This is a genomic window from Blautia sp. AF19-1, from assembly GCF_003479155.1.
Lineage (GTDB): Bacteria > Bacillota > Clostridia > Lachnospirales > Lachnospiraceae > Fusicatenibacter > Fusicatenibacter saccharivorans.
This window is the reverse complement of sequence record NZ_QUGQ01000010.1, coordinates 1-25,168: the sequence shown is the minus strand read 5'-3', so window position 1 is coordinate 25,168 and position 25,168 is coordinate 1. Positions and strand designations below refer to the sequence as shown.

Genomic DNA, 25,168 nt, shown 5'->3' with positions numbered 1-25,168 from the left:
GTTAGAGATCATGACAAATGAGGCAGAATCATCTGCAAAGATTATCGTAATCGGTGTAGGTGGTGCAGGAAATAATGCTGTAAATAGAATGGTGGAGGAATCCATCGGCGGCGTTGAATTCGTTGGAATCAACACCGATAAACAGGCGCTGACCCTCTGTAAGGCACCTACCATTCTCCAGATCGGCGAGAAGCTGACCAAGGGACTGGGCGCAGGAGCAAAACCTGAGGTTGGAGAGAAAGCAGCCGAGGAGAGCATCGAAGAGCTCAAACAGATCATGGAAGGCGCTGATATGGTATTCGTCACCTGCGGTATGGGCGGCGGAACCGGAACAGGTGCAGCACCGGTTGTAGCAGGCGTTGCAAAAGAAATGGGCATTCTGACTGTCGGCGTTGTAACAAAACCGTTCAAATTCGAGGCAAGAACCCGTATGAGCAATGCGCTGATGGGAATCGAAAAACTCGAGGAAAACGTAGATACCCTGATCGTGATCCCGAACGACAAACTTCTTGAAATCGTAGACCGCCGGACAACCATGCCGGAGGCATTAAAGAAAGCAGACGAGGTTCTGCAGCAGGCCGTACAGGGCATCACAGACCTGATCAACCTGCCGGCACTCATCAACCTCGACTTCGCAGATGTTCAGACCGTTATGACCGACAAGGGTATCGCCCACATCGGTATCGGCGAGGCAAAGGGCGACGACAAAGCGCTCGAGGCTGTACAGCAGGCTGTTTCCAGTCCGCTGCTTGAGACCACCATCGAGGGTGCAAGCCACGTTATCATCAACATTTCCGGAGATATCTCCCTTATGGATGCAAACGATGCTGCAAGTTACGTACAGAATCTGGCTGGAGAGGATGCAAACATCATCTTCGGTGCTATGTATGATGATTCTGTTACCGATACAGCGAAGATCACCGTTATCGCAACAGGTCTCAACGATGCAACGGCGAAACAGGCAAGCGTATCCCGCAAAGAGCCGGCAGATGCAAGAAAGAGCGCATTTTCCAGCAGCAGCTTCTCTGCACAGGCAGCCGCTCCGGTACACACTGCTCCGAAAGCTTCCGCTCCGGTACAGCCGCAGCCACAGGTTCAGGTGCAGCCGCAGGTACAGGCTCAGCAGACCATGACAAGCAATGTTCCGAAAAAGGACATCCAGATCCCGGATTTCTTAAGAAACCGCAGATAAGCAAAGAATAATAAGCAAATAACGAATTTACCTCGACACGCCGCAGACCGAAAATGTTGCGGCGTGTCGAAGTTTGTTGATCAAAAAAGAAGGTCATTCTTCCGAAAACGACAAAAAATTCACCCCCTTCCGTCTATAATAGGGTCTGTTAGAAATTCAGACCATGCAAAAGGCGCAGGGGGTGTTTTTTTGCACTATGAGATCTTTCTGGATCTTCTCTTTGCAGAGAATCTTCTGCTGAATTATACTATTCTGCGCCTTTCCTCCTTTCTTCTGAAACGATCTGCCACGCGAAGAAGGAGTTTTGCGGCAGCCGCGCTCGGCGCCGGTTATGCGGTGCTGTATGCCGTGTTTGCACGGTATCTGCCGGGTGCGCTGCTCGCCCTGGTCGGAATCGGAATTACAACAGGGATGGTGAAATCTGGCTGCAGAATCACGACAGTACGGGATCTTGTGGTGGGAATGGCAGGCTATATACTGTCCGGTTTTCTGATCGGCAGTGCATACCGCCTGTTCCGGGAGCTGATGCCGGGAAGGGGAATTTTTCTTTTTCTTCTTTCCGGGAGTGCCGCATATGCGGGAACACTCCTCCTGCTGAAGATCCGAAAGGAGATGCTCCTGGAACACGCCAGGCAGGTTACGGTACAGCTTGTGCAGAATGGGAAATGGAAAAAAGTAAAAGGACTGTACGACACGGGCAATACTTTGCGGGATGCCACAACCAAAAAGCCGGTCTCGGTCGTACCGTACACTGTGATACTCGAATTGTTCCCGGACGAAATGCGGACAGGGATTGCGGCGCTTGCAAGGCACGAGACGGTGCCGGAGCCGGAACGGCTTCTTGCGCTGCAGCCCCGTTACATACCGTTTCGCGGACTGGAAGGCCGGGGCTTTCTGCCGGTGATCCGGATCTCGGAAATGATTCTTGTGACAGAACATACAGCCAGGCACATAAGCGGACCGCTGATTGCGCTTGGCGGAGAAAATAGTTCATCTCCCAGGGGCTATGAAATAATTTTGCATCCAGATCTCATGGAAGGACAGGAGGAATGAAGTATGCTGCAGGCTGCACTGCCAAACGGATTCCGGCTTCGTATGCTGCCGCGGTCCGTGCCGGCTGTATTTCGTCAGACAGGAGAAATTTTTTATATCGGGGGCACAGATGTTCTCCCGGCGCCTTTGGAAGGACAGGAGGAGGCCGATGCGATTGCGGGGCTTTCCGATCCGGAAAACGAGACGGCAAGGAGCGAGCTGATCGAACACAACCTGCGTCTCGTCGTCTACATTGCACAGAAATTTGATAATACAGGAGTTGGTGTGGAGGATCTGATTTCGATTGGAACCATCGGCCTCATCAAGGCAATTAACACGTTCAATCCGGAAAAAAAGATCAAGCTTGCCACGTACGCGTCCCGGTGCATTGAGAACGAGATTCTGATGTATCTGCGGAGAAATAACAAGACACGGATGGAGGTCTCGATCGATGAGCCGCTCAATGTAGACTGGGATGGAAATGAGCTTCTTTTGTCGGATATCCTCGGAACGGAGGAGGATGTGATCTATCAGGGGCTCGAGCAGGAGGCGGAACATCGCGTGCTGGGAAGCGCAATCAGCAAGCTCTCTGAGCGGGAGCAGGTGATCGTGAAACTCCGGTTTGGCATCAATATGCCAGAGGGGCGGGAGAAAACGCAGAAAGAAGTCGCGGATCTTCTTGGAATTTCACAGTCGTATATTTCGCGGCTGGAAAAACGGATTATGAAACGGCTGCGGAAAGAGATTGCGCGGTATGAATAAAGAATAGAAAAATTTCCTTTCTCAGGGCGTGTTTAAAAAAATTTTTCAAACACGCCCTAAGCAATTGCTTGTCTTTTTCTGATAAGAAAAGTATAATAGAAAGCATAGTGCAAAACAGGAAGACAAACCGGACAGAACGGCAGAACGGTGCCGTTCTGAAATCTGAGTTTTGTACGAAGAAAAAAGGGAGGAAATAAAAGAAATGGAACGAGAGACATTCCAATCGCGCCTTGGCTTTCTTCTGCTTTCGGCAGGCTGTGCCATCGGCATCGGAAATGTATGGAAATTCCCGTACATGGTAGGAAACAACGGAGGCGGCATTTTCGTGCTGTTTTATCTGTTGTTCCTTGCCATTATGGGAGTTCCGATTCTGTCGATGGAGCTTGCCATCGGAAGAGGAAGCAAAAAGAGTACCGTGCGCGCGTATGGGGAACTGGAGAAGAAAGGGCAGAAGTGGCATATCCATGGATACGTTGCCCTCATCGGAAACTATCTGCTGATGATGTTCTATACGGTTGTTGCAGGCTGGATGCTGTATTATTTTTACAGCTTTTTAACCGGAAAATTCAGTGGCCTTAAGGGGGACGCTGTAACTGGAAAATTCAATGAGATGCTTTCATCTCCGTCTATTCTTGTCATCACGATGCTGCTGATCACGATTGCAGGCTTTCTGATCTGCTCTGTTGGTCTGCAGAATGGTGTGGAGCGTGTCACAAAAGTGATGATGATTGTACTGATGGTCGTTATGATTTTCCTTGCGGTTTACAGCTTTACAATGCCAGGCGCAAAAGAGGGTCTGAAATTTTATCTGGTGCCGGACAAGCAGCAGATTGAACAGGTGGGACTGTTCCACATTATCACAAGCGCGATGAGCCAGGCATTCTTTACGTTAAGTCTTGGTATCGGCGCAATGCTGATTTTCGGAAGCTACTTAAACGGAGGAAAATCGCTGCTCGGAGAGGCGATCAATATTGCGGTGCTCGATACGTTTGTAGCCATCACCGCAGGTCTTATTATTTTCCCGGCGTGCTTTTCCTATCACGTACAGCCGGACAGCGGCCCGAAGCTGATCTTTATGACACTGCCGCACATCTTCACCTCGATGAAGGGCGGACGGATTTTCGGAAGCTTTTTCTTCCTGTTTCTGTTCTTTGCGGCACTGTCCACTATCATCGCTGTATTCGAGAACATCATGTGCTGCTTTTCCGAGATTTTCGGTGTTTCCAGAAAACAGTCAGCAGTCATCAACTGCATTCTGATCATTTTAGGATCCCTGCCGTGTGCACTCGGCTACAATGTGTGGTCCGGATTCCAGCCGCTCGGCGCAGGAAGCACAGTTCTCGATCTTGAGGACTTTATCGTCAGCAACCTTCTGCTGCCGGTCGGTTCACTGATCTATCTTTTATTCTGTACATCAAAGTGGGGATGGGGATTTAAAAATTACCAGGCAGAGGCAAGTAAGGGCGATGGTCTGAAAGTGCCGGACTGGATGCGATTATACCTTACGTATATCCTTCCGCTGCTGCTTCTTGTATTAATTGTCCAGGGACTGATTGGATAAGCAAAAAGAGAAGAAAAAAGGTCAATATCAGATAGAAAAAAGATAAGAAAAGAACTGGAAAAAAAGCAGAAAATACGAGATAATAAAAGACAAGAAGCCAGTCATGTGCCGGAACCCGGGATTTCCTTTGGGTGTTCCGGCACATGTTGGATAGAAAAGTATGCAGGAGAAAGGGGAACAATATGGGAAAATTTACACCATTGGATTTCGAAGAATACGTAGCGCTTGCCCGTCAGGCAGCAGCAGAGGGATGTGTCCTTCTGAAAAATGACAACGAGGCGCTTCCGCTTCGCAAGGGGGATAAAGTAGCCGTTTTCGGAAGAATTGCATTCCATTATTATAAGAGCGGACTGGGCTCCGGCGGACTCGTCAACACCAAATATGTGGTTGGCATTCTGGATGCCTTAAAAGAAGAAAAAGACATCACGCTCGATGAGAATCTTCTTGGAACATATGAGAAATGGATCGAGGAAAATCCATACGACGAAGGCCAGGGCTGGGGAAAAGTGCCGTGGTCCCAGAAAGAGATGGAGCTCACCGACGAGATTGTGGAGAGCGCAAAAGGCGCCGATGCAGCTATTGTTGTTGTAGGCCGTACCGCAGGTGAGGACCAGGACAACAAAAACGAGGCGGGCAGTTATCTCTTGACAGATACCGAGCGTGAGATGGTAGAGAAAGTCAGCAAAGCGTTTGCAAGAACGATCGTTGTGCTGAATGTCGGAAATATCATCGACATGAAATGGGTGAAAGAGTGCAATCCTGCAGCTGTTCTCTACGTATGGCAGGGCGGTCAGGAAGGTGGAAACGGCGTTGCCGATGTGCTGATGGGAAGAGTCAGCCCGTGCGGTAAACTGACGGATACCATCGCAGAAAATATTGAGGATTATCCGTCGACCAGCTGCTTTGGCGATCTAGTAAGAAACGAATACAAAGAGGATATCTATGTAGGATACCGCTACTTTGAGACTTTTGCAAAAGACAAAGTATTATATCCGTTCGGATTTGGTCTTTCCTACACAACCTTTGCAGTAACCGCAGAGGCGAAAGAGAAAGACGTCGATCAGGTAACCGTAACGGCAACCGTAGAGAATACAGGAAAAACGGCCGGTAAAGAAGTTGTTCAGGTATACGTAAAAGCTCCACAGGGCGTTCTTGGAAAACCAGCCCGCGCACTCGTCGGCTTTGCAAAGACCGGTATTTTAGCTCCTGGAGCAAAAGAGACCGTGACCATCAATGTGGCAAAAGAAAGCTTCGCATCCTATGATGACAGCGGTGCAACGGGACACAAATCCTGCTACGTACTCGAAGAGGGCAGCTATGAGTTTTATGTCGGAAGCGATGTCAGAAGTGCAGCTTTCGCAGGCGCTTACGAGCAGCCGTTTAAAGTGGTTGAGACGCTGACCGAGGCAATGGCGCCGGTCGAAGCGTTTGAGCGTATGAAAGCCGTTGCAGGTGAGGACGGCACATTAAAACCGGGATACGAGGCAGCCCCGCTGCGCACCGTAGATCCGGCAAAACGCATGAAAGAGAACCGTATGGAGCCGATTCCGTACACCGGAGACAAAGGCTATAAGCTGGGCGATGTGCTGGATAAGAAAGTAACCATGGAAGAATTCGTGGCACAGCTTTCCGATGATGATCTGATCTGCATGTTCCGCGGCGAGGGTATGTGCAGCCCGAAAGTAACGCCTGGAACCGCAGCTGCTTTTGGCGGTCTGACACCGGAATTACAGGAGTTTGGCATTCCGGCATCCTGCTGTACCGACGGTCCTTCCGGACTTCGTTTTGACTGCGGAACAAAAGCCTTCTCCATGCCAAACGGTACGCTGCTTGGCTGTACGTTCGATCTTCCGCTGGTAGAAGACCTGTACGAGATGGCAGGACGCGAAATGAGACAGAACCGTGTCGATGCGCTTCTTGGACCTGGTATGAATATTCACAGAAATCCGTTAAACGGACGTAACTTTGAGTATATTTCCGAGGATCCGTACCTGACCGGATGGATCAGTGCTGTACAGATTCTTGGTATGGAAAAATCCGATGTAACCGGAACCATCAAACACTTCTGCGGTAATAACCAGGAGTCGAAGCGCCACACCGTAAATGCGGTTGTTTCCGAGCGTGCACTGCGCGAGATCTATCTGAAAGGATATGAAATTGCAGTCAAAGAAGGCGGCGCAAGATCCATTATGAGTACATATGGACCGGTCAACGGTATCTGGACCGCAGGAAACTACGATCTGTTAACCACCATTCTCCGTGGTGAGTGGAACTACGATGGATTTGTTATGACCGACTGGTGGGCAATGTCGAACCGTGAAGGATACGAGGCAACAAGAACGACACATGCACCGATGGTATCCGCCGGAAATGATGTCTTCATGGTATGCAATGACTGCACCGATATGAGCCAGGATGATGTGAAAGAAGCACTGGAAAAAGGTGAAATCACAAGAGGTGATCTGCAGAGAAATGCCATGAATGTCCTTCACTTCATTCTTGGAACACCATGTATTTTACGTTTCCTTGACCGCATCAGCGAGGAAGAAAAAGAAGCACAGGAGCAGCAGGGAGATAACGATTTTGTTGCAGCAGACCTGGTAACGTATGAGGCAGATCCGGAAACAGGTGATGTTGTCATTGACGCTTCCGCATGGGAAAATAAAAAAGGAACAAGCGAAGTCTGCGGTGTTTCCATTCTGGCAGATAAAATGGGAACTTATGATATCGAGATGGAAATGAAAGCAGACCTCGAAGACCTGGCACAGCTTTCCGTTACAGTATATATCGACAATATTGTAAAAACCGTTATCAGCATCCGTGGAACAAAAGGCGAGTGGATCAAAGAGACCAGAGATCTTGGCTTCTTCTTTGGATCTAATCACTATCTGAAACTGTATTTCGGTGCAAACGGCATGCAGCTTGGCAAGATTCGTCTGAAATTAAGAGAAGGCATGGAAGCGCTGAGCAAACACGAGGAATAAATAAAAAAAGAAATACAGAGAAAAACCGGAACCCGGGAGCCGCTGCTTAGAAGCGGTGCCGGGTTCCGGTTTTTCGTATGAAAGAAGATTTTTATGGAAGAAGCTGTTTTTTAGTGAAGCTCGTCCTCATCCACATCAATCACATTGTCATCGTGCAGGATTTTCTGCTGGTTGATCTCGGTCTGGATGACGTTTTTGATCCGGCGTTTTGCGCGGCCCATGTAGTAGGTGGTGACAAGATCGGAAATGCCGCTGTAGACAAGGCAGATACCGATGAAAATGTTTGTGGTTGCAACGGCATCAAACGGATTGGTACAGATGATGATGCCGAGAACGCTGGTTAAAAGAGCCAGCAGGAACTCAAGCCACCATTTTTCCAGCCCTGTTTTTTTGAGGTTGAACGCCTTCTGAATGCTGAGCAGTCCGTTTGCCAGAAGGATGATACCGATGACAACCGGGATGAATGCGATTACAAGGTCACTTTCAAAGATAACGAAGCAGCCGAACAGAATCAGTACCAGGGCAACGAACAGATCGTAGCGGAAGAAAAACGGCTCGCCGCGGCTTGCAATGTAGCGGATCAACGCAACAACGCCGCCAAACAGGAGCAGTGCTCCGGCGATATAACAGATCAGCAAACTCGTTTTTACGGGGTAGACGATCAGCACGATACCTAGTATAATAGAGACAGCGGCTGAAAGCAGGAAACTGTTTTTCACATCCTGAAAAAATTGTTTCATAAGGATTCTCCTTTCCACTTGAATGTGGTTTTTCGTTTGCTTTTATAGTAGCTTTTCAAAGCAGAAAAAGCAATGGACAAATTGAAAAAAATGTACGAAGAAATGGAATCGTGAAACGGAAGAAAGAGAGGGTAAAAAAGATGCAGGACGAACAGAAAAAGTTCCAGGAGAAGCTCTCCGAATTGCTGTCATACGCCAGAGACCATGAAAATAAAGTAACGATGAAAGAAGTCAGAGACTTTTTTGAAGACTTTGCACTGGATGAGCAGAAAGTCACCTTTGTCTGCGAATATCTGACGATGGAGCAGGTCGATGTGGCAGATTATGAGCCGGGCGTCGTGCCGGAGGAGACCGAAAAAGAAAAGAAAAAACCGGAGTTTTCCGAGGAGGAGCTGCGTGCCTTACAGCAGTATCTTGACGAACTGCCGGAGACAGAAACACCGTCGGAGGAAGAAACGGCAGAGCTTTACCGGAAAGCGGCAGAGGGCGATTCCCTTGCAAAGAGCATGCTCGTGCAGCTCTGGCTTCCGAAAGTTATTGAGACCGCAAAAGAAATGCACACCCGCGATTTCTTCCTGATGGATCTGGTGCAGGAGGGAAATGTCGGACTTTTAGTAGCGCTGGAGTCCGTTGTAAAAGCTGAGACGGCGGAGCAGGCGATTGATGCGGCTGTGCGTGAGACGATCAGCGATTTCATGGAAGAACACAGAGTTCAGAAACACAAGGACAATACTGTAGTCAATAAAGTAAACCGCTTAAAAGACGCCATCGAGGAACTCTCCGACGGCGATGACATGGATTTCAGTGTGGCAGAGCTTTCCGCGTATCTTGACATGTCCGTGGAAGAGATTGAGGATATTCTGCGGATTGCAGGCGAAGAGCCGTAACAAAAGGCTGGTATTTGCACAGAAACTGTGTGAATTGGCAATAAAACAAAAGCAAAGGAGAAAAATACAATGGTACATCATATTGTTATGTGGAAATTCAAACCGGAAGTAGAGGATGCAAAGAAACCGGAGCTGAAAAAAGCGATGGCAGAGAACCTGAAAAGCCTGGTCGGCAAAGTGCCGGGACTGTTGACGGTTGACTTTGTAGAAGCACCGCTTGCATCTTCCACCCATGATATGGCACTTGTCACAACACTGGAAAAAGCAGAGGATGTAGCTGTATATGCAAAACATCCGGAGCACGTAAAAGTAGCAGACACCTATGTACGTCCGTACACAACGGAGCGTGCAGCACTCGATTACGAAGAGTAAAAACAAGCACGGACTTTAGCTCGTTGCCCGTTTAAATAAAAAAGTATCCCGCTTCCCCAAAAGGAACGGGATACTTTTTTTGTGCCGAGAAGATCAATTCCTGATCTGGTGAATACGTTTCATTTAAGTGTTTTTCTGTTCTTCCTTCTGCAGTTCGTCAATTGTAAGCAGCAGCTCATCGATGGAAACCTTTTCGTCCTTCGGATTTTCCGTAAATTCTCTGACCAGTTCTTCGTACGTTCTTCTTCTGTGTTCCAGCGCTTTCCGCGACCGCTCCCGCCGGATGCGGCGGACATACCGCAGGCGGAGGACAAAGAGCAGAATCAGAACGAGAAGGACAAACGGCATCGCCAGAAAAACAGGATCTGCCTTCCGGATACGGGCAAAAAGGGATGCACCGGCCGAGGCAAGATGGCGGAACCAGGAAGCGGCATGCACAGTGCCTTTCCAGAACGCTGCGAAATGGGAAGCCACAGATGAGAAGGAAACCGTGGATGATGCCGGTGCTTTGGAAATGGCCGGTTCCGGTGTCTGGGTTATGGCCGGTGTTTCGGTCGGCGTCGCAGTGGCAGTCGGCGTCGGTGTCGCCGTCGGAACCGGTTCAAACGTTACGGCAAGGGTATGATCCTTCTGGATATCGGAAAATGTGTAGCTGTCCGGATATTCCGTCACCGGCAGATACAAGCCGTCCACCGAGAGCTTCGCGAGCCGGAAGCCTTCGTCTGCCGTGTAGGAAACGGTTTTTTCCTCTCCGCTGGAAACTTCCCCGCCCTCGGACACCGAGCCATGCTCCGCCGCGGAAGTGGAAACCGTGAACAGATACGGCACCCGGGTGCGGTAGAACTGCACGTACCGTCCACCATCTGCCTTTGTTACGTTTACAATCGCAATAAATTCCCCAGGATTTGTCTCACAGAGGCCCTCTGGTTCATTGATGGTGATATCGTCGGAAAAGCCAAAATCAACCGTGTCGTCCGCAAGCAGTGTTTTCTGCGAGAGCGAGTATGTCTGGATAAAGTTTCCGATTCCGAGATGCATCGTCAGCGGAAAAAGAAAAAAGAGATCGCCGGAAACACAGAGATCCTGAAAGTTTTCCATGTAAAAATCGAAGGGATACGTGCCCCAGTCATCCATCACCTGAAGTGAGGCATCGAGGAGTTTAAAGCCGTAGCCGCCGTCCGCATCGGTCTGGATCAGATAGCCGCCGGTGGAGGGAAGATAATCAATACCGAGAATATTGTAGCTTGTCGAGAGCTGGATCCGCTCTTTCTGCTCGAGAGTATCCGGGTCGAGGCGGAAGATACATCCGTAATTGGAAGCATCCGGGCTGCTGTAGCCGCTCACGAGGATTTCATGTGTGACGGGATTGTATGCCATACCGTTTGCGTGAGCAAAGTCTGCGTCCCTTACCTGATGCGCGAGGGAATACTGCGTAACGGGATTTCCGTCTGCGTCTGTATCATTTTTATAGTAGGCAGAGACTACGTCCGGCTCTGTCGTCAGATCATTAAAATTTTCGATGCAGATGATATAATCTTCCGTCGCACAGACGGACTGCACCGCGCCGTTGCTGCCGAGAATCGGATATTCCCCGACCAGTTCCCAGGAGGCACCGGTAAACGGCGTACTGGAGGCAAAACCAGCCTGACAGAGTATGGGATGAGCGAGGAAGAGAAAAATACCCAGAAAAAGGGCAAGAAAAAAACGGCCGGATTTCTTGCCAGTGGGAGATTTTATCGAAAAATTTGTAAATGCAAGCCGCATATGATGTGTAGGTCCTTTCTTACAGAAAAAAGGTGAACTTTTTCTGTCATCCTATCTTACCACGGAACCGGCGGAAAGTAAATGAAGGAGGGATGGAGATTTTCTTACATATCGTTTAAGAAAATGTAATAATTTTGTAGTGTTTGCCGATGCAAAGTAGTTGTAAACATTTTGCCGTCTTGGTAAAATAAACATAACAGAATTCAGAAAATTGTGAAGAAAAAGGAAAGGCAGAGAACCGATGATTAGAATCAAAGATATAGCAGACCGCGCAGGGGTCAGCCCGACGACGGTTTCGAATGTAATACACGGAAAGACAGGGCGCGTCTCAAAGGCGACGGTCGAGAAAATCAACCGGATTTTAAAGGAGATGGAGTACGTGCCGAGTATCAGCGCGCGCATGCTGGCGAACAACAGCTCCGGTCTCATTGGTGTGGCGCTTGGTTTCATGAAGAAAGGAAATGCATCTTCCTTTGAGGATCCCTTTGTGTCGGCAATGCTCGGAAATCTGGAGTATCAGATCCGGGAACACGGCTACTATATGATGCTGGTTGCGCGCCATGAGCAGGACGATATTATGCAGCAGGCGCTCGGCTGGAATTTTGACGGCATGATTGCGATGGCTCTGAAGGAAAAGGAGATTGCAGAGCTCTCGGAACGTCTCGGAAAACCGCTGGTAACCATTGATCAGTATCTCCCGCCGGAACTTGGAGTCCGCTCCATTACGATGGATGACCGCGGCGGTGCGTACCAGATGAGTCAGTACCTGATTGGAAAGGGACATAAAAAATTTCTCTTTTTATCCGACTGCGATCTCGGGGTTGACCACTATCGGTGGCTCGGTGTGCGTCAGGCAATGGAGGAGGCGGGAATTGAGGACTTTGAAAGTCGCCATATTGTGATCCCGTGGAATCCAGAGCAGAGGGAGAAGGCATATGAGGAGATGCTTCCGTTCTTCAAAAAACAGACAGCGCTCTTTTTTTCATCGGATTACTATGCACTTGAAGCATCCAACTTTCTGCAGAACAGGGGAATAAAGGTTCCGGAGGAAATTTCAATTGCGGGCTTTGATGATGTTACCTATGCGACACTTGCGCGGCCGAAGCTGACTACCGTGCATCAGATGGTGGATGGAAAAGCACGCCGTGCCGTAGAAGTCCTGATGCACTTGATCCAGGATGAGCCGGTACAAAAAGATATTCCGCCATTGCCGACAACGCTGGTGGAGAGGGAGTCGGTAAGAGATCTGACGAAGTAAATAGTTACCAAATTTACAGAAAAACTCTTGTAGAAACTGCTGGTTTTGCGCAAAACTATTGAAAAATCACCGTGAGGTATGGTAAAATGTGCTTGCAAACGACAGAATTAAAGAACCAGACACGTTCTGGGGATGAAATAAAGGAGGTAAAAAAATGGACAAAAAATGGTGGAAAGAAGCCGTAGTGTATCAGATTTATCCGCGCAGCTTCATGGACAGCAACGGAGACGGTATCGGAGATTTAAATGGTATCACATCCCGTCTGGATTATCTGAAGGATCTTGGCGTGGATGTTATCTGGCTGTCTCCGGTGTACCAGTCACCAAACGATGACAATGGATATGATATCAGCGATTACCGGGCAATCATGCAGGAGTTCGGAACAATGGAGGATTTTGACCGCATGCTTTCGGAGATGCATAAAAGAGGCATCAGGCTGGTCATGGACCTTGTTGTCAATCATACTTCAGATGAACACAAATGGTTCGTGGAGAGCCGCAAATCGAAAGACAATCCATACCGCGATTATTATATCTGGCGTGATGCAAAAGAGGGAAAAGAGCCAAACAACTGGGGAAGCTGCTTCTCCGGTTCCGCATGGAAATACGATCCGCAGACAGAGATGTATTACCTGCATCTGTTCTCAACAAAACAGCCTGATCTGAACTGGGAGAACCCGGCGGTTCGAAAAGAAGTTTTCGATATGATGAACTGGTGGTGTGAAAAAGGCATTGACGGTTTCCGGATGGACGTTATCAGCATGATCTCCAAACCGGAAGGGCTGCCGGACGGAAAAATTCCGGAGGGCGGACTCTACGGTGATTCCGGCTGCGTAAACGGACCGCACGTTCATGAGTATCTGCAGGAGATGAACAGGGAAGTCCTCTCCAAATACGATCTGATGACGGTTGGTGAGTGTGCCGGTGTCACGATCGAGGAGGCAGAAAAATATGCATCCGCAGACGGCAAAGAGCTCAGTATGGTATTCCAGTTCGAGCTGGTAGATCTGGCAAGCGGAACATACGGCAAATGGACGGACAAACGCGTACCGCTCAAAGATTTCAAACGCGTCATGACAGCATGGCAGACGGAGCTTGAGGGCAAGGCATGGAACAGCCTCTTCCTTGGAAACCACGACCAGCCGCGCTGCCTGTCCCGTTTCGGCGATGATTCACCGGAATACCGTGTGGTAAGTGCCAAAATGCTGGCAACCTGCCTTCATATGATGCAGGGTACCCCGTATGTATACCAGGGCGATGAGCTTGGCATGAAGAATGTTCCGTTCCACGATCTGTCCGAGTTCCGCGATATTGAGAGCATCAACGCGTTCCACGAGCTGACCGGTGCCGGAAAAGTAGCGCCGGACGACATGATGCGCTACCTGAACCTGCGCGGAAGAGACAATGCAAGAACTCCGATGCAGTGGGATGATACCGCTTCGGCAGGATTTACCACAGGAACACCGTGGATCAAGGTCGGACCGGATTACGAGACCGTCAATGCCAAGAATGAGATGGCGGATCCGGATTCTGTATACAATTATTACAAGAAACTGATTCATCTCCGGAAAGAGAAGGATATCATGGTTTACGGAACGTACGAGCTGCTCGATCCGGAGGACGAGGCACTGTATGTATATACCAGAACCTTAGGCGACCAGAAACTCCTCGTGATGTGCAATTTTACAAAAGAGGAGCAGGAATACACGGTTCCGGAAACCTTTGCGGGAGCAGAGGTACTGATCAGCAACTATCCGCAGGACGGCGCGGCAGCGGGGGTACGAAAACTGCGCGCGTATGAGGCGGTTGTTCTGGAGACAAAATAAAAAATGCAGAGGAATCTGAGGCAGAACGGACTTTTGTCACAGATTCCCGTTCTCAAAATAGGGCAAGAACTGGTAAGATAAGAAAGGGAAAAACAAAATATGAAACCATATCTGAAATTGGAGACACATCCACTTGCAAATCCCGAGAATGTGATAAAAGGCGATAAATACCGTATCACAGTACTGACAGAGCATCTTCTTCGGCTGGAATACAGTGAGGACGGTGAATTTATCGATGCAGCATCCCAGACGGTTGTAAACCGTGATTTTCCAGCAGTGGAATTTTCCGTCAAAGACACAGGCGATGAGCTGGAGCTGCGCACAAAGTATCTGCAGCTGAATTACAACAAAAAGGCATTCTCTGCAAACGGACTTTCCTGCAAAACAACGGCAGTCGGCATCAGTTCTGTACCGGCATGGCATTACGGAGATCCGACACAGGATCTTGGAGGAACGGCCCGTACGCTTGATCAGGTCAACGGAGCATGCGAACTGGAACCTGGTATCATGTCCTGGTTTGGTTCCGCTGTTCTGGATGATTCGAAGTCGCTTCTGATGACAGAGGACGGTTGGGTGACCCCGAGAAAGAAAGGAGTGCAGGATCTGTACTTCTTCGGCTATGGCTGGAATTTCCGCCTGGCATTAAAGGATTTTTATCACCTTTGCGGCAAAACTCCGATGCTTCCGAGATTTGCACTCGGAAACTGGTGGAGCCGTTACTGGCGTTACAGTGAAGCATCTTATATGAAACTGATGGAAGACTTCGACAAAGAGAACGTTCCATTCTCGGTTGCTGTTATCGATATGGACTGGCACCGTGTAGACGATGTGGATCCGAAATACGGCAGCGGCTGGACCGGCTATAGCTGGAATAAAAAACTCTTCCCGGATCCGGAGCGTTTTCTTGGAAAACTCCATGCACGCGGCATGAAGACAACACTGAATGTCCATCCGGCAGACGGAATTCGTGCGTATGAGGACTGCTATCCGGAAGTAGCAGAAGCTATGGGAGTGGATGCAAAAAAAGAAGAGCCGGTCAATTTTGACATTGCCGATCCGAAATTTGTCGATGTATATTTCGAAAAAGTCCATCATCCGATGGAAAAAGAGGGCGTCGATTTCTGGTGGATTGACTGGCAGCAGGGACAGAGTACCAAGATCGAGGGTCTTGATCCGCTGTGGATGCTGAATCACTATCATTTTCTTGACAGTGGAAGAGACGGAAAACGTCCGATGACCTTCTCCCGCTATGCAGGACCGGGCTCCCACCGCTATCCGGTCGGATTTTCCGGAGACACCCACATCACCTGGGAATCCCTGGATTTCCAGCCATACTTTACCAGCACAGCCTCCAACATCGGCTACGGATGGTGGAGTCATGATATCGGCGGCCATATGCTTGGCTACCGTGACGATGAGCTTGAAGCAAGATGGTATCAGTACGGAGTCTTTTCTCCGATCAACCGTCTGCACAGCTCTAACAGTGCCTTCAGTGGAAAAGAGCCTTGGAACTTCAGTATGGAAGTGCGCAGCACAATGGATGATTTCCTTCGTCTGCGTCATAAACTCGTACCGTATCTGTACACGATGAACTACCGTGCATGGAAAGAAGATACACCGATCGTTGTTCCGATGTATTATGATTACCCGGAGACGGTTTTCTGGGGCAAAAATCAGGCACCGAATCAGTACTTCTTCGGAAGTGAGCTGATGGTAACACCGGTGACAACGAAATGCATTCCGGAGCTGAAGCGTGCCAAGACGAAGGTATGGCTGCCGGAGGGAACCTGGTTTGATTTCTTCAACGGAATGATTTATGAGGGCGGCAGAAGTATGGATCTGTACCGTACGCTGGAGGAAATCCCGGTTCTTGCGAAAGCAGGTGCGATCATCCCGATGACAGAGAAGATCAGTGCGCTGGATGTAGAATCTAACCCGGATGAGCTGACGGTACGCGTTTATGCGGGTGCAGATAATACATTTATTCTGTACGAGGATGACAATACTTCCATGGCGTATGAGAAGAATGACTGTGCAAAAACGCCGATGACGCTCGAATGGGGTGCACGAAAATTTACAATTGCACCGGTTGAGGGCAATCAGAGCCTTGTTCCGGAAAGCAGAACATATTGCGTAGAATTCGGTGGAAGTAGTGCAAAAGAGGCAAAGGTCTTTGTAAACGGCGTGGAAGCGGATGCAGAAGTCAAAGAGAAAGACGGACTTCTTGCTATCGCAGTGGCAGATGTAAAACCACAGGATACCGTGACAATCTGTCTGCCGGAAGATACGGAGATTGCAAAGAACGATGTCATGACACGTGCGATGGATCTGCTGCTGCACGCCGAAATCAGCTACATCACCAAAGAGCAGATCGCAAATCTTCTTCACAAAGCGGACGGAAAGGTAGCAATTCTGGCTGCAGAGTTGCAGAGCATGGAACTTTCAAACGATCTGCGCGGTGCGCTGCTGGAGATCATTACGGCATAAATTGCTGCAGAAAAACACGATTTGATTTACAGAAAAAGAATTCTGTGATACGATACATACAAAGAAAAGGAAGAGAGCGTGGCAGTGGATTCTGTCAGGCTCTCTTCTTGAAATGTGAGACAGGAGGATTTTTAAACGTGGGAAAATACATCATGGCACTTGATGCCGGCACAACGAGCAACCGCTGTATTCTGTTTGATCAGAAAGGACAGATCGTAAGCCTTGCGCAGAAGGAGTTTACCCAGCGTTTCCCGAAACCGGGCTGGGTGGAGCACGATGCCAATGAAATCTGGTCCACGATGCTCGGTGTAGCCGTGGAGGCAATGCAGAAAGCGGGCGCGTCCTACGAGGATATCGCGGCAATCGGCATCACAAACCAGAGAGAGACGACGATCGTCTGGGACAAAAAGACGGGAGAGCCGGTCTACAATGCAATTGTATGGCAGTGCCGCAGAACATCGGAATACTGCGATTCCCTGATGGAGCGCGGACTGGTTGACCGTTTCCGGGAGAAAACAGGTCTTGTGATTGATGCGTATTTTTCAGCCACGAAGCTGAAATGGATTCTAGATGAAGTTCCGGGCGTGCGCGAGCGGGCGGAGCGAGGCGATCTCTATTTCGGAACAGTGGAGACGTGGCTGATCTGGAAGATGACAAAGGGAAAGGTACATGTCACCGATTACACCAACGCGTCCCGTACAATGCTGTTCAATATCCATACACTGAAATGGGATGAGGATATCTTAAAAGAGCTGAACATTCCGCTCTGTATGCTGCCGGAAGTCCGCCCGTCGAGCTGTGTCTACGGGGAGACGGCATCCACATATTTCGGCGGCCCGATTCCGATTGCGGGAGCAGCGGGAGACCAGCAGGCGGCGCTGTTCGGCCAGACCTGCTATGCGCCGGGCGAAGCGAAAAATACATACGGAACAGGCTGCTTCCTGCTGATGAACACGGGAGAAAAGCCGGTTTCTTCGACACACGGTCTTGTTACCACGATTGCATGGGGTATCGGGGACAAGATTACGTATGCGCTCGAGGGATCCATTTTTGTCGGCGGAGCCGCAATCCAGTGGCTGCGCGATGAGATGAAGCTGATCGAGTCCTCGGCGGATTCCGAGTACATGGCGCAGAAGGTGAACGACACGAACGGCTGCTACGTCGTACCGGCGTTTACCGGCCTTGGCGCACCGTACTGGGATCAGTATGCGAGAGGAACCATTCTCGGCCTGACCCGCGGCGTCAACAAATACCATGTGATCCGCGCAACGCTAGAGTCGATCACATATCAGGTGGATGATGTCTTAAAAGCGATGGAGGCAGATTCCGGCATGAAGCTCTCCGCACTGCGTGTGGACGGCGGAGCAAGCGCCAACAATTTTCTGATGCAGTGCCAGGCGGACATCAGCCAGGCGCCGGTGGAGCGGCCGTGCTGCATCGAGACGACCGCGATGGGAGCAGCTTATCTTGCGGGACTCGCCGTCGGCTACTGGCCGGATCAGGAGACGGTAAAACAGAACGGAGCCATTGACCGTATATTTGAGCCGGAGCTCTCGAAAGAGGAGCGCGATGAGAAGATGAACGGATGGCACAAAGCAGTCCGTTACGCCGAAGGATGGGCGAAATAGAAAAAGATTTTGGAAATGCAGAAAAGGAACGGTTTCGTAATGAAAACCGTTCCTTTTCGCGTACTGTGACTTCTTGTCTACTGATGTTAAAGAATGTCGATATGTTCGCCGTTTAAAGCTTTGTTCATGCTTCGCACGGCACAGAATTTACCGCACATCGAGCAGGTATCTTCCTGTTCCGGCGAGCGGTCAGCACGGATGGCTTTTGCAGTCTCCGGGTCCAGTGCACAGTCCCACTGTGCTTCCCAATCGAGCACGCGGCGGGCGTCTCCCATCTTGTCGTCAATATCACGCGCATGCGGCACGCCTTTGGCAATGTCGGCAGCGTGTGCGGCGATTTTGCTTGCGATGATGCCCTGCTTTACGTCATCGAGGTTCGGAAGAGCCAGATGCTCTGCCGGCGTTACGTAGCACAGGAAAGCAGCGCCGTTCATAGCGGCAATTGCGCCTCCGATGGCAGCGGTGATGTGGTCATAGCCCGGTGCAATATCGGTCACAAGAGGTCCGAGGACATAGAACGGAGCGCCCATGCAGATGGTCTGCTGTACTTTCATGTTGGCCGCAATCTGATCCATCGGAACGTGGCCCGGTCCCTCAACCATAACCTGAACGTCTTTCTCCCAGGCACGTTTGGTGAGTTCGCCGAGGCGCACCAGCTCCTCAATCTGGCAGACATCCGTTGCGTCGGCAAGGCAGCCAGGACGGCAGGCGTCGCCGAGAGAAATGGTCACATCGTATTCACGGCAGATATCGAGAATCTCATCGTAATACTCGTAGAACGGATTCTCCTCGCCGGTCATGCACATCCAGGCGAACACGAGGGAGCCGCCGCGGGAAACAATATTCATTTTCCGTTTGTGTTTGCGGATCTGATCGATGGTTTTTCTGGTGATGCCGCAGTGCAGGGTGACGAAATCGACACCGTCCTCGGCATGGAGGCGGATGACGTCAATAAAATCTTTGGCGGTCAGCGTATCCAGGTCTCTCTGGTAATGGATCACACTGTCATATACCGGCACGGTGCCGATCATGGCTGGACATTCGGAGGTCAGTTTCCGCCGGAACGGCTGCGTATTGCCGTGGCTCGACAGGTCCATGATGGCTTCTGCGCCCATATTGACCGCGGAGAGTACCTTCTGCATCTCCACATCGTAATCTTTACAGTCTTTCGAAACACCGAGATTTACATTGATTTTCGTGCGCAGCATCGAGCCGATGCCCTCCGGGTCGATGCAGGTGTGCAGCTTATTGGCCGGAATGGCAACCTTTCCGCTGGCAACGAGCGGCATCAGGTCTTCCACGGCCATATACTCTTTTTCTGCGACTTTTTTCAACTCCGGTGTTACAATGCCGCGGCGTGCGGCGTCCATCTGTGTTGCGTAATTGCGTTCCATTTGTTGTTCTCCTTTATTTTCAAAATCAGATCCGGTAAGCGTGGTTCAGCGGTCCCGAGCCGTGGCCGAGATCCATCATGCTCGCGAGTGCGCCCGAAATATACTCTTTTGCGGCGGAAATGGCATCCGGAAGGGAAAGCCCCTTTGCGAGCCCCGATGCGATGGCGCTGGAGAGTGTACAGCCGGTGCCGTGTGTGTTCGGATTGTCGATGCGTTTTCCGGTGAACCAGGTAAATGTGCTGTTGTGATATAAAAGATCGTTGGCATCATTGATACTGTGGCCGCCCTTTAACAGAACGGCACAGCCGCAGGAATCCCCGATCTCTTTTGCGGCGCGTTCCATATCGCTTTCCGACTGGATTTTGATGCCGGAGAGAACTTCTCCCTCTGGGATATTCGGTGTGATGACTTCAGCCAGAGGAAAGAGCAGTTTTTTCATCAGGTCAGGCACGCCGCCCGAAGCGAGCGCGGAGCCGCTTGTAGCGACGAGGACCGGGTCCACAACGATGTGTTTGGCCTGGTAGAAGCGAAGCCGTTCGGAGATGACTTCGATCAGTGCCGGGGAGGATACCATACCGATTTTGACGGCGTCCGGGAAGATGTCCGTAAAGACGGCGTCAAGCTGTGCGGCCAGAAACTCCGGTGTTACATCGAAAATACCGGAAACTCCGGTGGTGTTCTGGGCGGTGAGTGCGGTAATTGCCGACATGGCGTAAACTCCGTTTGTGATCATGGTTTTGATGTCTGCCTGAATGCCGGCGCCTCCGCTGGAATCACTTCCCGCGATTGTTAATGCTGTTTTCATGTTTTTCGCGTCCATGAGAATTACTCCTTTGCATTACTTTTCTTTTTGGACAGGCGACAAAGAAAGTGGTGCCCCCAGTCTGCCGCCTGGTGTGAGGATGAATGGTTACGTAAAATTATTTGTTTTCCAGCATGCGCAGAGTCTGTTCTTTCAGATCCTTCGTTGCGGAAACAATGTCTTTCTGTGCAAAAATGGCACTGATGACGGCGATGCCGCAGATGCCGCTGCCGGAAAGCTCCGTCACGTTATCGCGTGTGATGCCGCCGATGGCGATGACAGGGATTTTAACGGCATTGCAGATAGCAGTCAGCGTTTCGTGGCTGACATCCTCCGCATCCGCCTTGGAACCGGTGTGGAAGACCGCGCCGACGCCGAGGTAATCTGCCCCGCGCTGCTCGGCGAGAATGGCCTGTTCCACGGTCTGCGCCGAAACGCCGATGATCTTGTCCGGGCCAAGCTTTGCACGGACATCGCCGGCCTCCATATCGCTCTGGCCGACATGAACGCCGTCCGCATCCATCTTAGCTGCGATTTCCACGTTATCGTTGATGACGAAAGGAACATGGTATGCGGCACAGAGTTTTTTCAGTTCCAGTGCCTCTTCCATAAAGTGATCCTGGTCAAGATTTTTTTCGCGGAGCTGGATAAACGTTGCGCCGCCCTGCAGAGCCTTTTCCACCTGGCTGTACAGTGTCTCGCCGTTCAGCCAGCTGCGGTCTGTCACAGCATATAAAAGCAGGCCTTTTTTATCGCACTTCATACTTTGCACCTTTCTCCAGCGTCTCGCCGTCCATGTGGTAGATGGCGTCGATGATGCGGTTCCGGTAGGTGGAGTTGCCGTCTTCCGGTTTCATATGGCTCCAGCCGATCTCGCCGGCAAGTCCCATCGCGCAGACAGCGGCAGCAGCGGCTTTTAACGGCTCGTCCGGGTTGGCAACGAGGTAAGCGGTCATCATGCCGGAGAGCTGGCAGCCTGTTCCGGTGATGCTTCCCATCTCGGCGCGTCCGTTGCGGATCACGTAGCAGGTGTCAGCATCGGCAACGAGGTCGATCGCTCCTGTGATGGCGACAACACAGTTGTGGTCTTTCGCAAAGTTTTTTGCAAAAGCAACGGCGCTGTCGAGGTTTTCGTCTGTTACTTTATCGGCAACGTCTGCGTCAACACCCTTTGTCGTTCCGCTTCCGAGTGCCAGTGTTTTGATTTCGGAAATATTTCCGCGGATGACGGTGAACGGGATTTTTTCCATCAGTCCGACTGCGGTCGAAGTACGTAAGTGGCTTGCGCCTGCGCCGACTGGATCGAGCAGGATTTTGTGGCCGAGCGAAGCTGCTTTTGCACCGGCACGGTACATGCCGTCGATGCTCGTTCTGTGCAGCGTTCCGATGTTGATGTTCAGACCGCCGCAGATGGAGGTGATATCCTCGACATCCTCCGGTTCATCGGACATGATCGGGCTTGCGCCGCATGCCAGCAGAATATTGGCGACATCGTTTACCGTAACGTAATTTGTGATGTTGTGTACGAGAGGGGTTGTTTTTCTGACATTGTCAAGACAAGTGCCTAACATAATTTTTTGTTCCTCCTGTGTGAGTATTTTTGCAGAAGCAAATTCCCTTGTGATACTGGAAGAACCTGTTGATGATGTGTTCATAGAGATTAAAAAAGCAGATATACGTGGAGGTATATCTGCAGAAAATGTGCATATCGTATCTCCCTACGTTGGCATTACCCAAATCAGGTTCAGGGTCTAGGAGATGCATCCTACTCTCAGCCCGCTTCGCACGCGAGCTCCCCTTTGCTTTCTGCAGACAATTATATACGTATAAAAACAATTGTGCAAGAGAAAAACGGAAGATTTAAAAAAATTTCAGAAAAATAAAAAAGACATGCAAAATATTGGAAATGTAATGTTATTTGGGTTGACAGAGAAAATAATATCAGCGTAAAATGAAGTATAAAATATGCGTGGAAGACGGGTGAAACGATGGAAGAACAAAGAAGCTTGAACTCTACCAGGACAGCCCGGAATACACCTTCGACCTGATCCTCATGAACGTGCATATCGCAAAGCCGATTAATGCGGAATTACTGAAAAAGAAAATTGCAGAGTATTGCAGGTGAAAAGAAGTGCCCCTGCCCGGCATCTGATGTGTGCCGGGCAGGGGCTTTTGATGTACGAATCTTATTTTTCTTCCTCCGGGTACGTATAGCCCCAGGTTCTGCGGAAGGAGGTCATCAGATCCATGACGTCCTTCGTGTAGTCGAGGTGCATGGCAGATACATCTCCATTGATGGCGCGTTCCATGTCGGCGAGCTCATAGGCGAGTGCATCGGCGTTGTCACCGGCTTTGATGATTTTGGATTCGCCAGTGGAAGCGTCTGTGATTTTTGCTTCCCAGGCACGCGGGTACTCCATGATCTCGATAAATCCGTTCTCACAGGAAACCATGCCGCGTTTCGGCTGTTTGGAGTGGAGAGAGAGCATCACACTTGCCATCTGTCCTTCCTGATTGGTGAGAAGGAGGCCGGCCTGCTCGTCCACACCGGTCGGAGCGGGCTTTACCTGGGAAAGGAGCTGATCCGGCTTGGAGTCGAAGAACCAGCGGATGAAGGAGAGTGCGTATACGCCGATATCAAGCATCGCGCCGCCTGCGAGATTCCGGTTGAAGAAGCGGTTCTTCATGTTGTACTCTTTGAAACTGCCGAAGTTCATCGTGATCAGATTGACTCTGCCGAGACGGCCGGAGTCGAGAAATTTTTTCAGCTCTTTGTAGATCGGCATATGGTAAATCGTCATTGCCTCTCCGATGATGACACCTTTTTCTTTCGCAAGCGCTATGGCCTCGTCGAGCTCGTCACTGTTCAGTGTAATCGATTTCTCAACGAGAATGTGTTTTCCATTGGCAATCGCCTCTTTCATAAAGCCAAGATGCGTGTTGTGCGGCGTCGTGATATAAATGACATCGACCTCCGGATCGGTAAACATCTCATGGAAATCATCGTAAACTTTTCCAATTCCATATTTCTCCGCAAAAGCAGCCGCCTTCTCATGGGTCCGGTTGCCGACCGCGTAAATATTCTTTCCGTTTTTCTGCAGTGCGACCGCCATTTCATTTGCAATCACACCGCATCCGAGTACAGCCCATTTGATTTCTTTCATCGTGAGATTCTCCTATCGTATCTATTTCGCCCAGAGCGGTTCTTCGCTTCCGCTGTAGTCAAACCGTCCGTCGTTTTTCTCTTCCAGTGCTTTGATCATATGGTACGTAAATTCATTGTAAGGCGTTGGAATTCCCAGCTCTTTTCCCATGCGGATCAGCGCACCCGAGAACATATCAATTTCCGTATGGCGTCCCGCATCGAGATCCTGGAGCGTCGAGTAGCGCGCCGTCGGCGGAACCGCACTTCCGCGTCCCGAGGAGACATCCGCCTTGTTGATATCAATTCCCTTTGCCTCCGCAATCGCCATCAGTTCTGCGCGGAGTCCGTCGCTGATCGCCTTCATATGCACACTGTCGCGGTAGCAGCCGACCCCGGCACCGAGAATAGCCTGCGGCAGGTTATTGCAGACATTCAGCCGGAATTTGCTCCATATTTCCTCTAAAATACAATCGGTTGCCCGGTAATGCAGCCCTGTGCCGGAGAACAGATCCAGAACAGCCTGCACACGCTCACTGTCGTACGGCGCCGAAACTTCGCCGAAAATGATGCCGAGCGTCGCCTCAGGGTTGAAAACGTAGCCGTCATTCTCTTTATGAGAAGCTACTTTGATAACAGCATGAAGCAGATGCTCCGCACCGGCTTTTTCCGCGATGATCTCCTCGCTGTCCACGCCGTTCATCAGACTCATGATCACAGTATTCTCGCCGGTAACGGCAGTAATATCGTCAAGAGCCCCCGGCAGTGCGCCGTATTTGAGCGAGACGATCAGAAAATCCACGCCGTGTGCCTCTTCCGGTGTCCATACCTCCGGGTGATAAACCGTATCGTTAATTTTGCATCCTTTGTTTTTCAGACGCTTCGCCCGTTCCCCGGACGCGATAACGCCAAGCCGGATGTCCTTTTTCTCCGAAAGCCCCCAGATCACATAAGACCCAACCGCTCCGGCGCCCAGAACAGCAACTGATTTTATTTTCATAATAGCCTCCTTTGTAACTGTTTGAATTATCCTTACTATAACAAATTTTGCGGAGATCCTCAATTTGTTTTTCAAAATAGAAAATTTCGGAAAAGGAAGCCTAAATGTGTTGACGGAGCGATAAGGTAGATTGTAGAATGAAAAGAAAATGTACGAAGACAAAATCCGGACGAAAGAAGAACAGAAGGCAAAAGAAAAACAAGAGAAGAAATAAGAAACGAAATTCGAACGTTTCTCCTTCGTTTTTTGCACGCATTTTTACCGGGAAATCATATTCTAAGGTTAGAACTATAAATGAGCAAGTTCGTGATTTTGCATAAAAGAAAGACACCTCGATT

The 25,168-nt window shown here is 50.1% G+C and carries 19 protein-coding genes and 1 riboswitch; of the genes, 11 read left to right on the top strand and 8 right to left on the bottom strand.

Going from position 1 to position 25,168, the window contains the following annotated elements; translation table 11 throughout:
* The first annotated feature begins 10 nt into the window (after window positions 1-10).
* From ftsZ to DWX26_RS08290, 5 genes are all read left to right on the top strand, one after another.
* On the top strand, window positions 11-1,192 hold the full coding sequence (ftsZ, locus tag DWX26_RS08310; RefSeq protein ID WP_055219889.1) for a cell division protein FtsZ: 1,182 nt from the start codon (window positions 11-13) through the stop codon (window positions 1,190-1,192).
* A 189-nt stretch (window positions 1,193-1,381) separates the two neighbouring features.
* Entirely contained in the window at window positions 1,382-2,245 is an 864-nt protein-coding gene (locus DWX26_RS08305; protein WP_158554986.1) for a sigma-E processing peptidase SpoIIGA, read from the top strand.
* Window positions 2,246-2,287: 42 nt separating this feature from the next.
* Complete coding sequence (gene sigE, locus DWX26_RS08300) at window positions 2,288-2,986, top strand: RNA polymerase sporulation sigma factor SigE (protein ID WP_330377007.1); 699 nt, start codon at window positions 2,288-2,290, stop codon at window positions 2,984-2,986.
* A 202-nt stretch (window positions 2,987-3,188) separates the two neighbouring features.
* Window positions 3,189-4,547, top strand: a complete 1,359-nt coding sequence (locus DWX26_RS08295; RefSeq protein WP_055265757.1) for a sodium-dependent transporter — start codon at window positions 3,189-3,191, stop codon at window positions 4,545-4,547.
* Window positions 4,548-4,729: 182 nt separating this feature from the next.
* Window positions 4,730-7,531, top strand: coding sequence for a glycoside hydrolase family 3 protein (locus DWX26_RS08290; RefSeq protein WP_117760482.1), 2,802 nt, complete (start codon window positions 4,730-4,732; stop codon window positions 7,529-7,531).
* Between the two features lie 110 nt (window positions 7,532-7,641).
* On the opposite strand, the gene DWX26_RS08285 is transcribed toward DWX26_RS08290, so the two are convergent.
* Window positions 7,642-8,271 carry an HdeD family acid-resistance protein gene (locus DWX26_RS08285; RefSeq protein WP_022462612.1) on the bottom strand — a complete coding sequence of 210 codons (630 nt, stop codon included), beginning with the start codon at window positions 8,269-8,271 and terminating at the stop codon, window positions 7,642-7,644.
* A 140-nt stretch (window positions 8,272-8,411) separates the two neighbouring features.
* Here DWX26_RS08285 and DWX26_RS08280 point away from each other — a divergent pair, with 140 nt between their 5' ends.
* Entirely contained in the window at window positions 8,412-9,158 is a 747-nt protein-coding gene (locus tag DWX26_RS08280) for an RNA polymerase sigma factor region1.1 domain-containing protein (protein WP_147342020.1), read from the top strand.
* A gap of 69 nt (window positions 9,159-9,227) precedes the next feature.
* Window positions 9,228-9,530, top strand: coding sequence for a Dabb family protein (locus tag DWX26_RS08275; RefSeq protein ID WP_022462610.1), 303 nt, complete (start codon window positions 9,228-9,230; stop codon window positions 9,528-9,530).
* A gap of 123 nt (window positions 9,531-9,653) precedes the next feature.
* Here DWX26_RS08275 and DWX26_RS08270 read toward each other — a convergent pair whose 3' ends face one another.
* Window positions 9,654-11,294 (bottom strand): InlB B-repeat-containing protein, encoded by a 1,641-nt coding sequence (locus DWX26_RS08270; RefSeq protein ID WP_117760480.1) that lies wholly within the window; start codon window positions 11,292-11,294, stop codon window positions 9,654-9,656.
* A 241-nt stretch (window positions 11,295-11,535) separates the two neighbouring features.
* On the opposite strand from DWX26_RS08270, the gene DWX26_RS08265 reads away from it, so the two are divergent.
* The 4 genes from DWX26_RS08265 (at window position 11,536) to glpK (ending at window position 18,492) form a co-directional block, all read left to right on the top strand.
* Window positions 11,536-12,552 (top strand): LacI family DNA-binding transcriptional regulator, encoded by a 1,017-nt coding sequence (locus tag DWX26_RS08265; RefSeq protein WP_022462608.1) that lies wholly within the window; start codon window positions 11,536-11,538, stop codon window positions 12,550-12,552.
* Window positions 12,553-12,706: 154 nt separating this feature from the next.
* A complete protein-coding gene (locus DWX26_RS08260) occupies window positions 12,707-14,377 on the top strand; it encodes a glycoside hydrolase family 13 protein (RefSeq protein ID WP_117760479.1) in 1,671 nt (556 codons plus the stop codon).
* 99 nt (window positions 14,378-14,476) lie between these two features.
* Complete coding sequence (locus DWX26_RS08255) at window positions 14,477-16,864, top strand: glycoside hydrolase family 31 protein (RefSeq protein WP_117760478.1); 2,388 nt, start codon at window positions 14,477-14,479, stop codon at window positions 16,862-16,864.
* Between the two features lie 137 nt (window positions 16,865-17,001).
* The gene (gene glpK, locus DWX26_RS08250; RefSeq protein WP_118601221.1) at window positions 17,002-18,492 is read left to right on the top strand and encodes a glycerol kinase GlpK; all 1,491 of its coding nucleotides are present in this window, start codon (window positions 17,002-17,004) and stop codon (window positions 18,490-18,492) included.
* Between the two features lie 86 nt (window positions 18,493-18,578).
* On the opposite strand, the gene thiC is transcribed toward glpK, so the two are convergent.
* The 6 genes from thiC to DWX26_RS08220 form a co-directional block, all read right to left on the bottom strand.
* A complete protein-coding gene (gene thiC / locus DWX26_RS08245; protein WP_022461338.1) occupies window positions 18,579-19,886 on the bottom strand; it encodes a phosphomethylpyrimidine synthase ThiC in 1,308 nt (435 codons plus the stop codon).
* A gap of 25 nt (window positions 19,887-19,911) precedes the next feature.
* Window positions 19,912-20,691: a bifunctional hydroxymethylpyrimidine kinase/phosphomethylpyrimidine kinase gene (gene thiD / locus DWX26_RS08240; RefSeq protein WP_118601246.1), complete on the bottom strand. Its 780-nt coding sequence runs from the start codon at window positions 20,689-20,691 to the stop codon at window positions 19,912-19,914.
* A gap of 115 nt (window positions 20,692-20,806) precedes the next feature.
* Complete coding sequence (thiE, locus tag DWX26_RS08235; RefSeq protein WP_055226936.1) at window positions 20,807-21,451, bottom strand: thiamine phosphate synthase; 645 nt, start codon at window positions 21,449-21,451, stop codon at window positions 20,807-20,809.
* Complete coding sequence (thiM, locus tag DWX26_RS08230) at window positions 21,438-22,259, bottom strand: hydroxyethylthiazole kinase (protein WP_022461341.1); 822 nt, start codon at window positions 22,257-22,259, stop codon at window positions 21,438-21,440. The genes thiE and thiM overlap by 14 nt, the downstream gene beginning before the upstream one ends.
* A 126-nt stretch (window positions 22,260-22,385) precedes the next feature.
* Window positions 22,386-22,497: riboswitch (TPP riboswitch) on the bottom strand.
* Window positions 22,498-22,874: 377 nt separating this feature from the next.
* A complete protein-coding gene (locus tag DWX26_RS08225; protein ID WP_118601220.1) occupies window positions 22,875-23,852 on the bottom strand; it encodes a Gfo/Idh/MocA family protein in 978 nt (325 codons plus the stop codon).
* Window positions 23,853-23,873: 21 nt separating this feature from the next.
* A complete protein-coding gene (locus DWX26_RS08220; protein ID WP_118601219.1) occupies window positions 23,874-24,830 on the bottom strand; it encodes a ketopantoate reductase family protein in 957 nt (318 codons plus the stop codon).
* Between the last annotated feature and the right edge of the window lie 338 nt (window positions 24,831-25,168).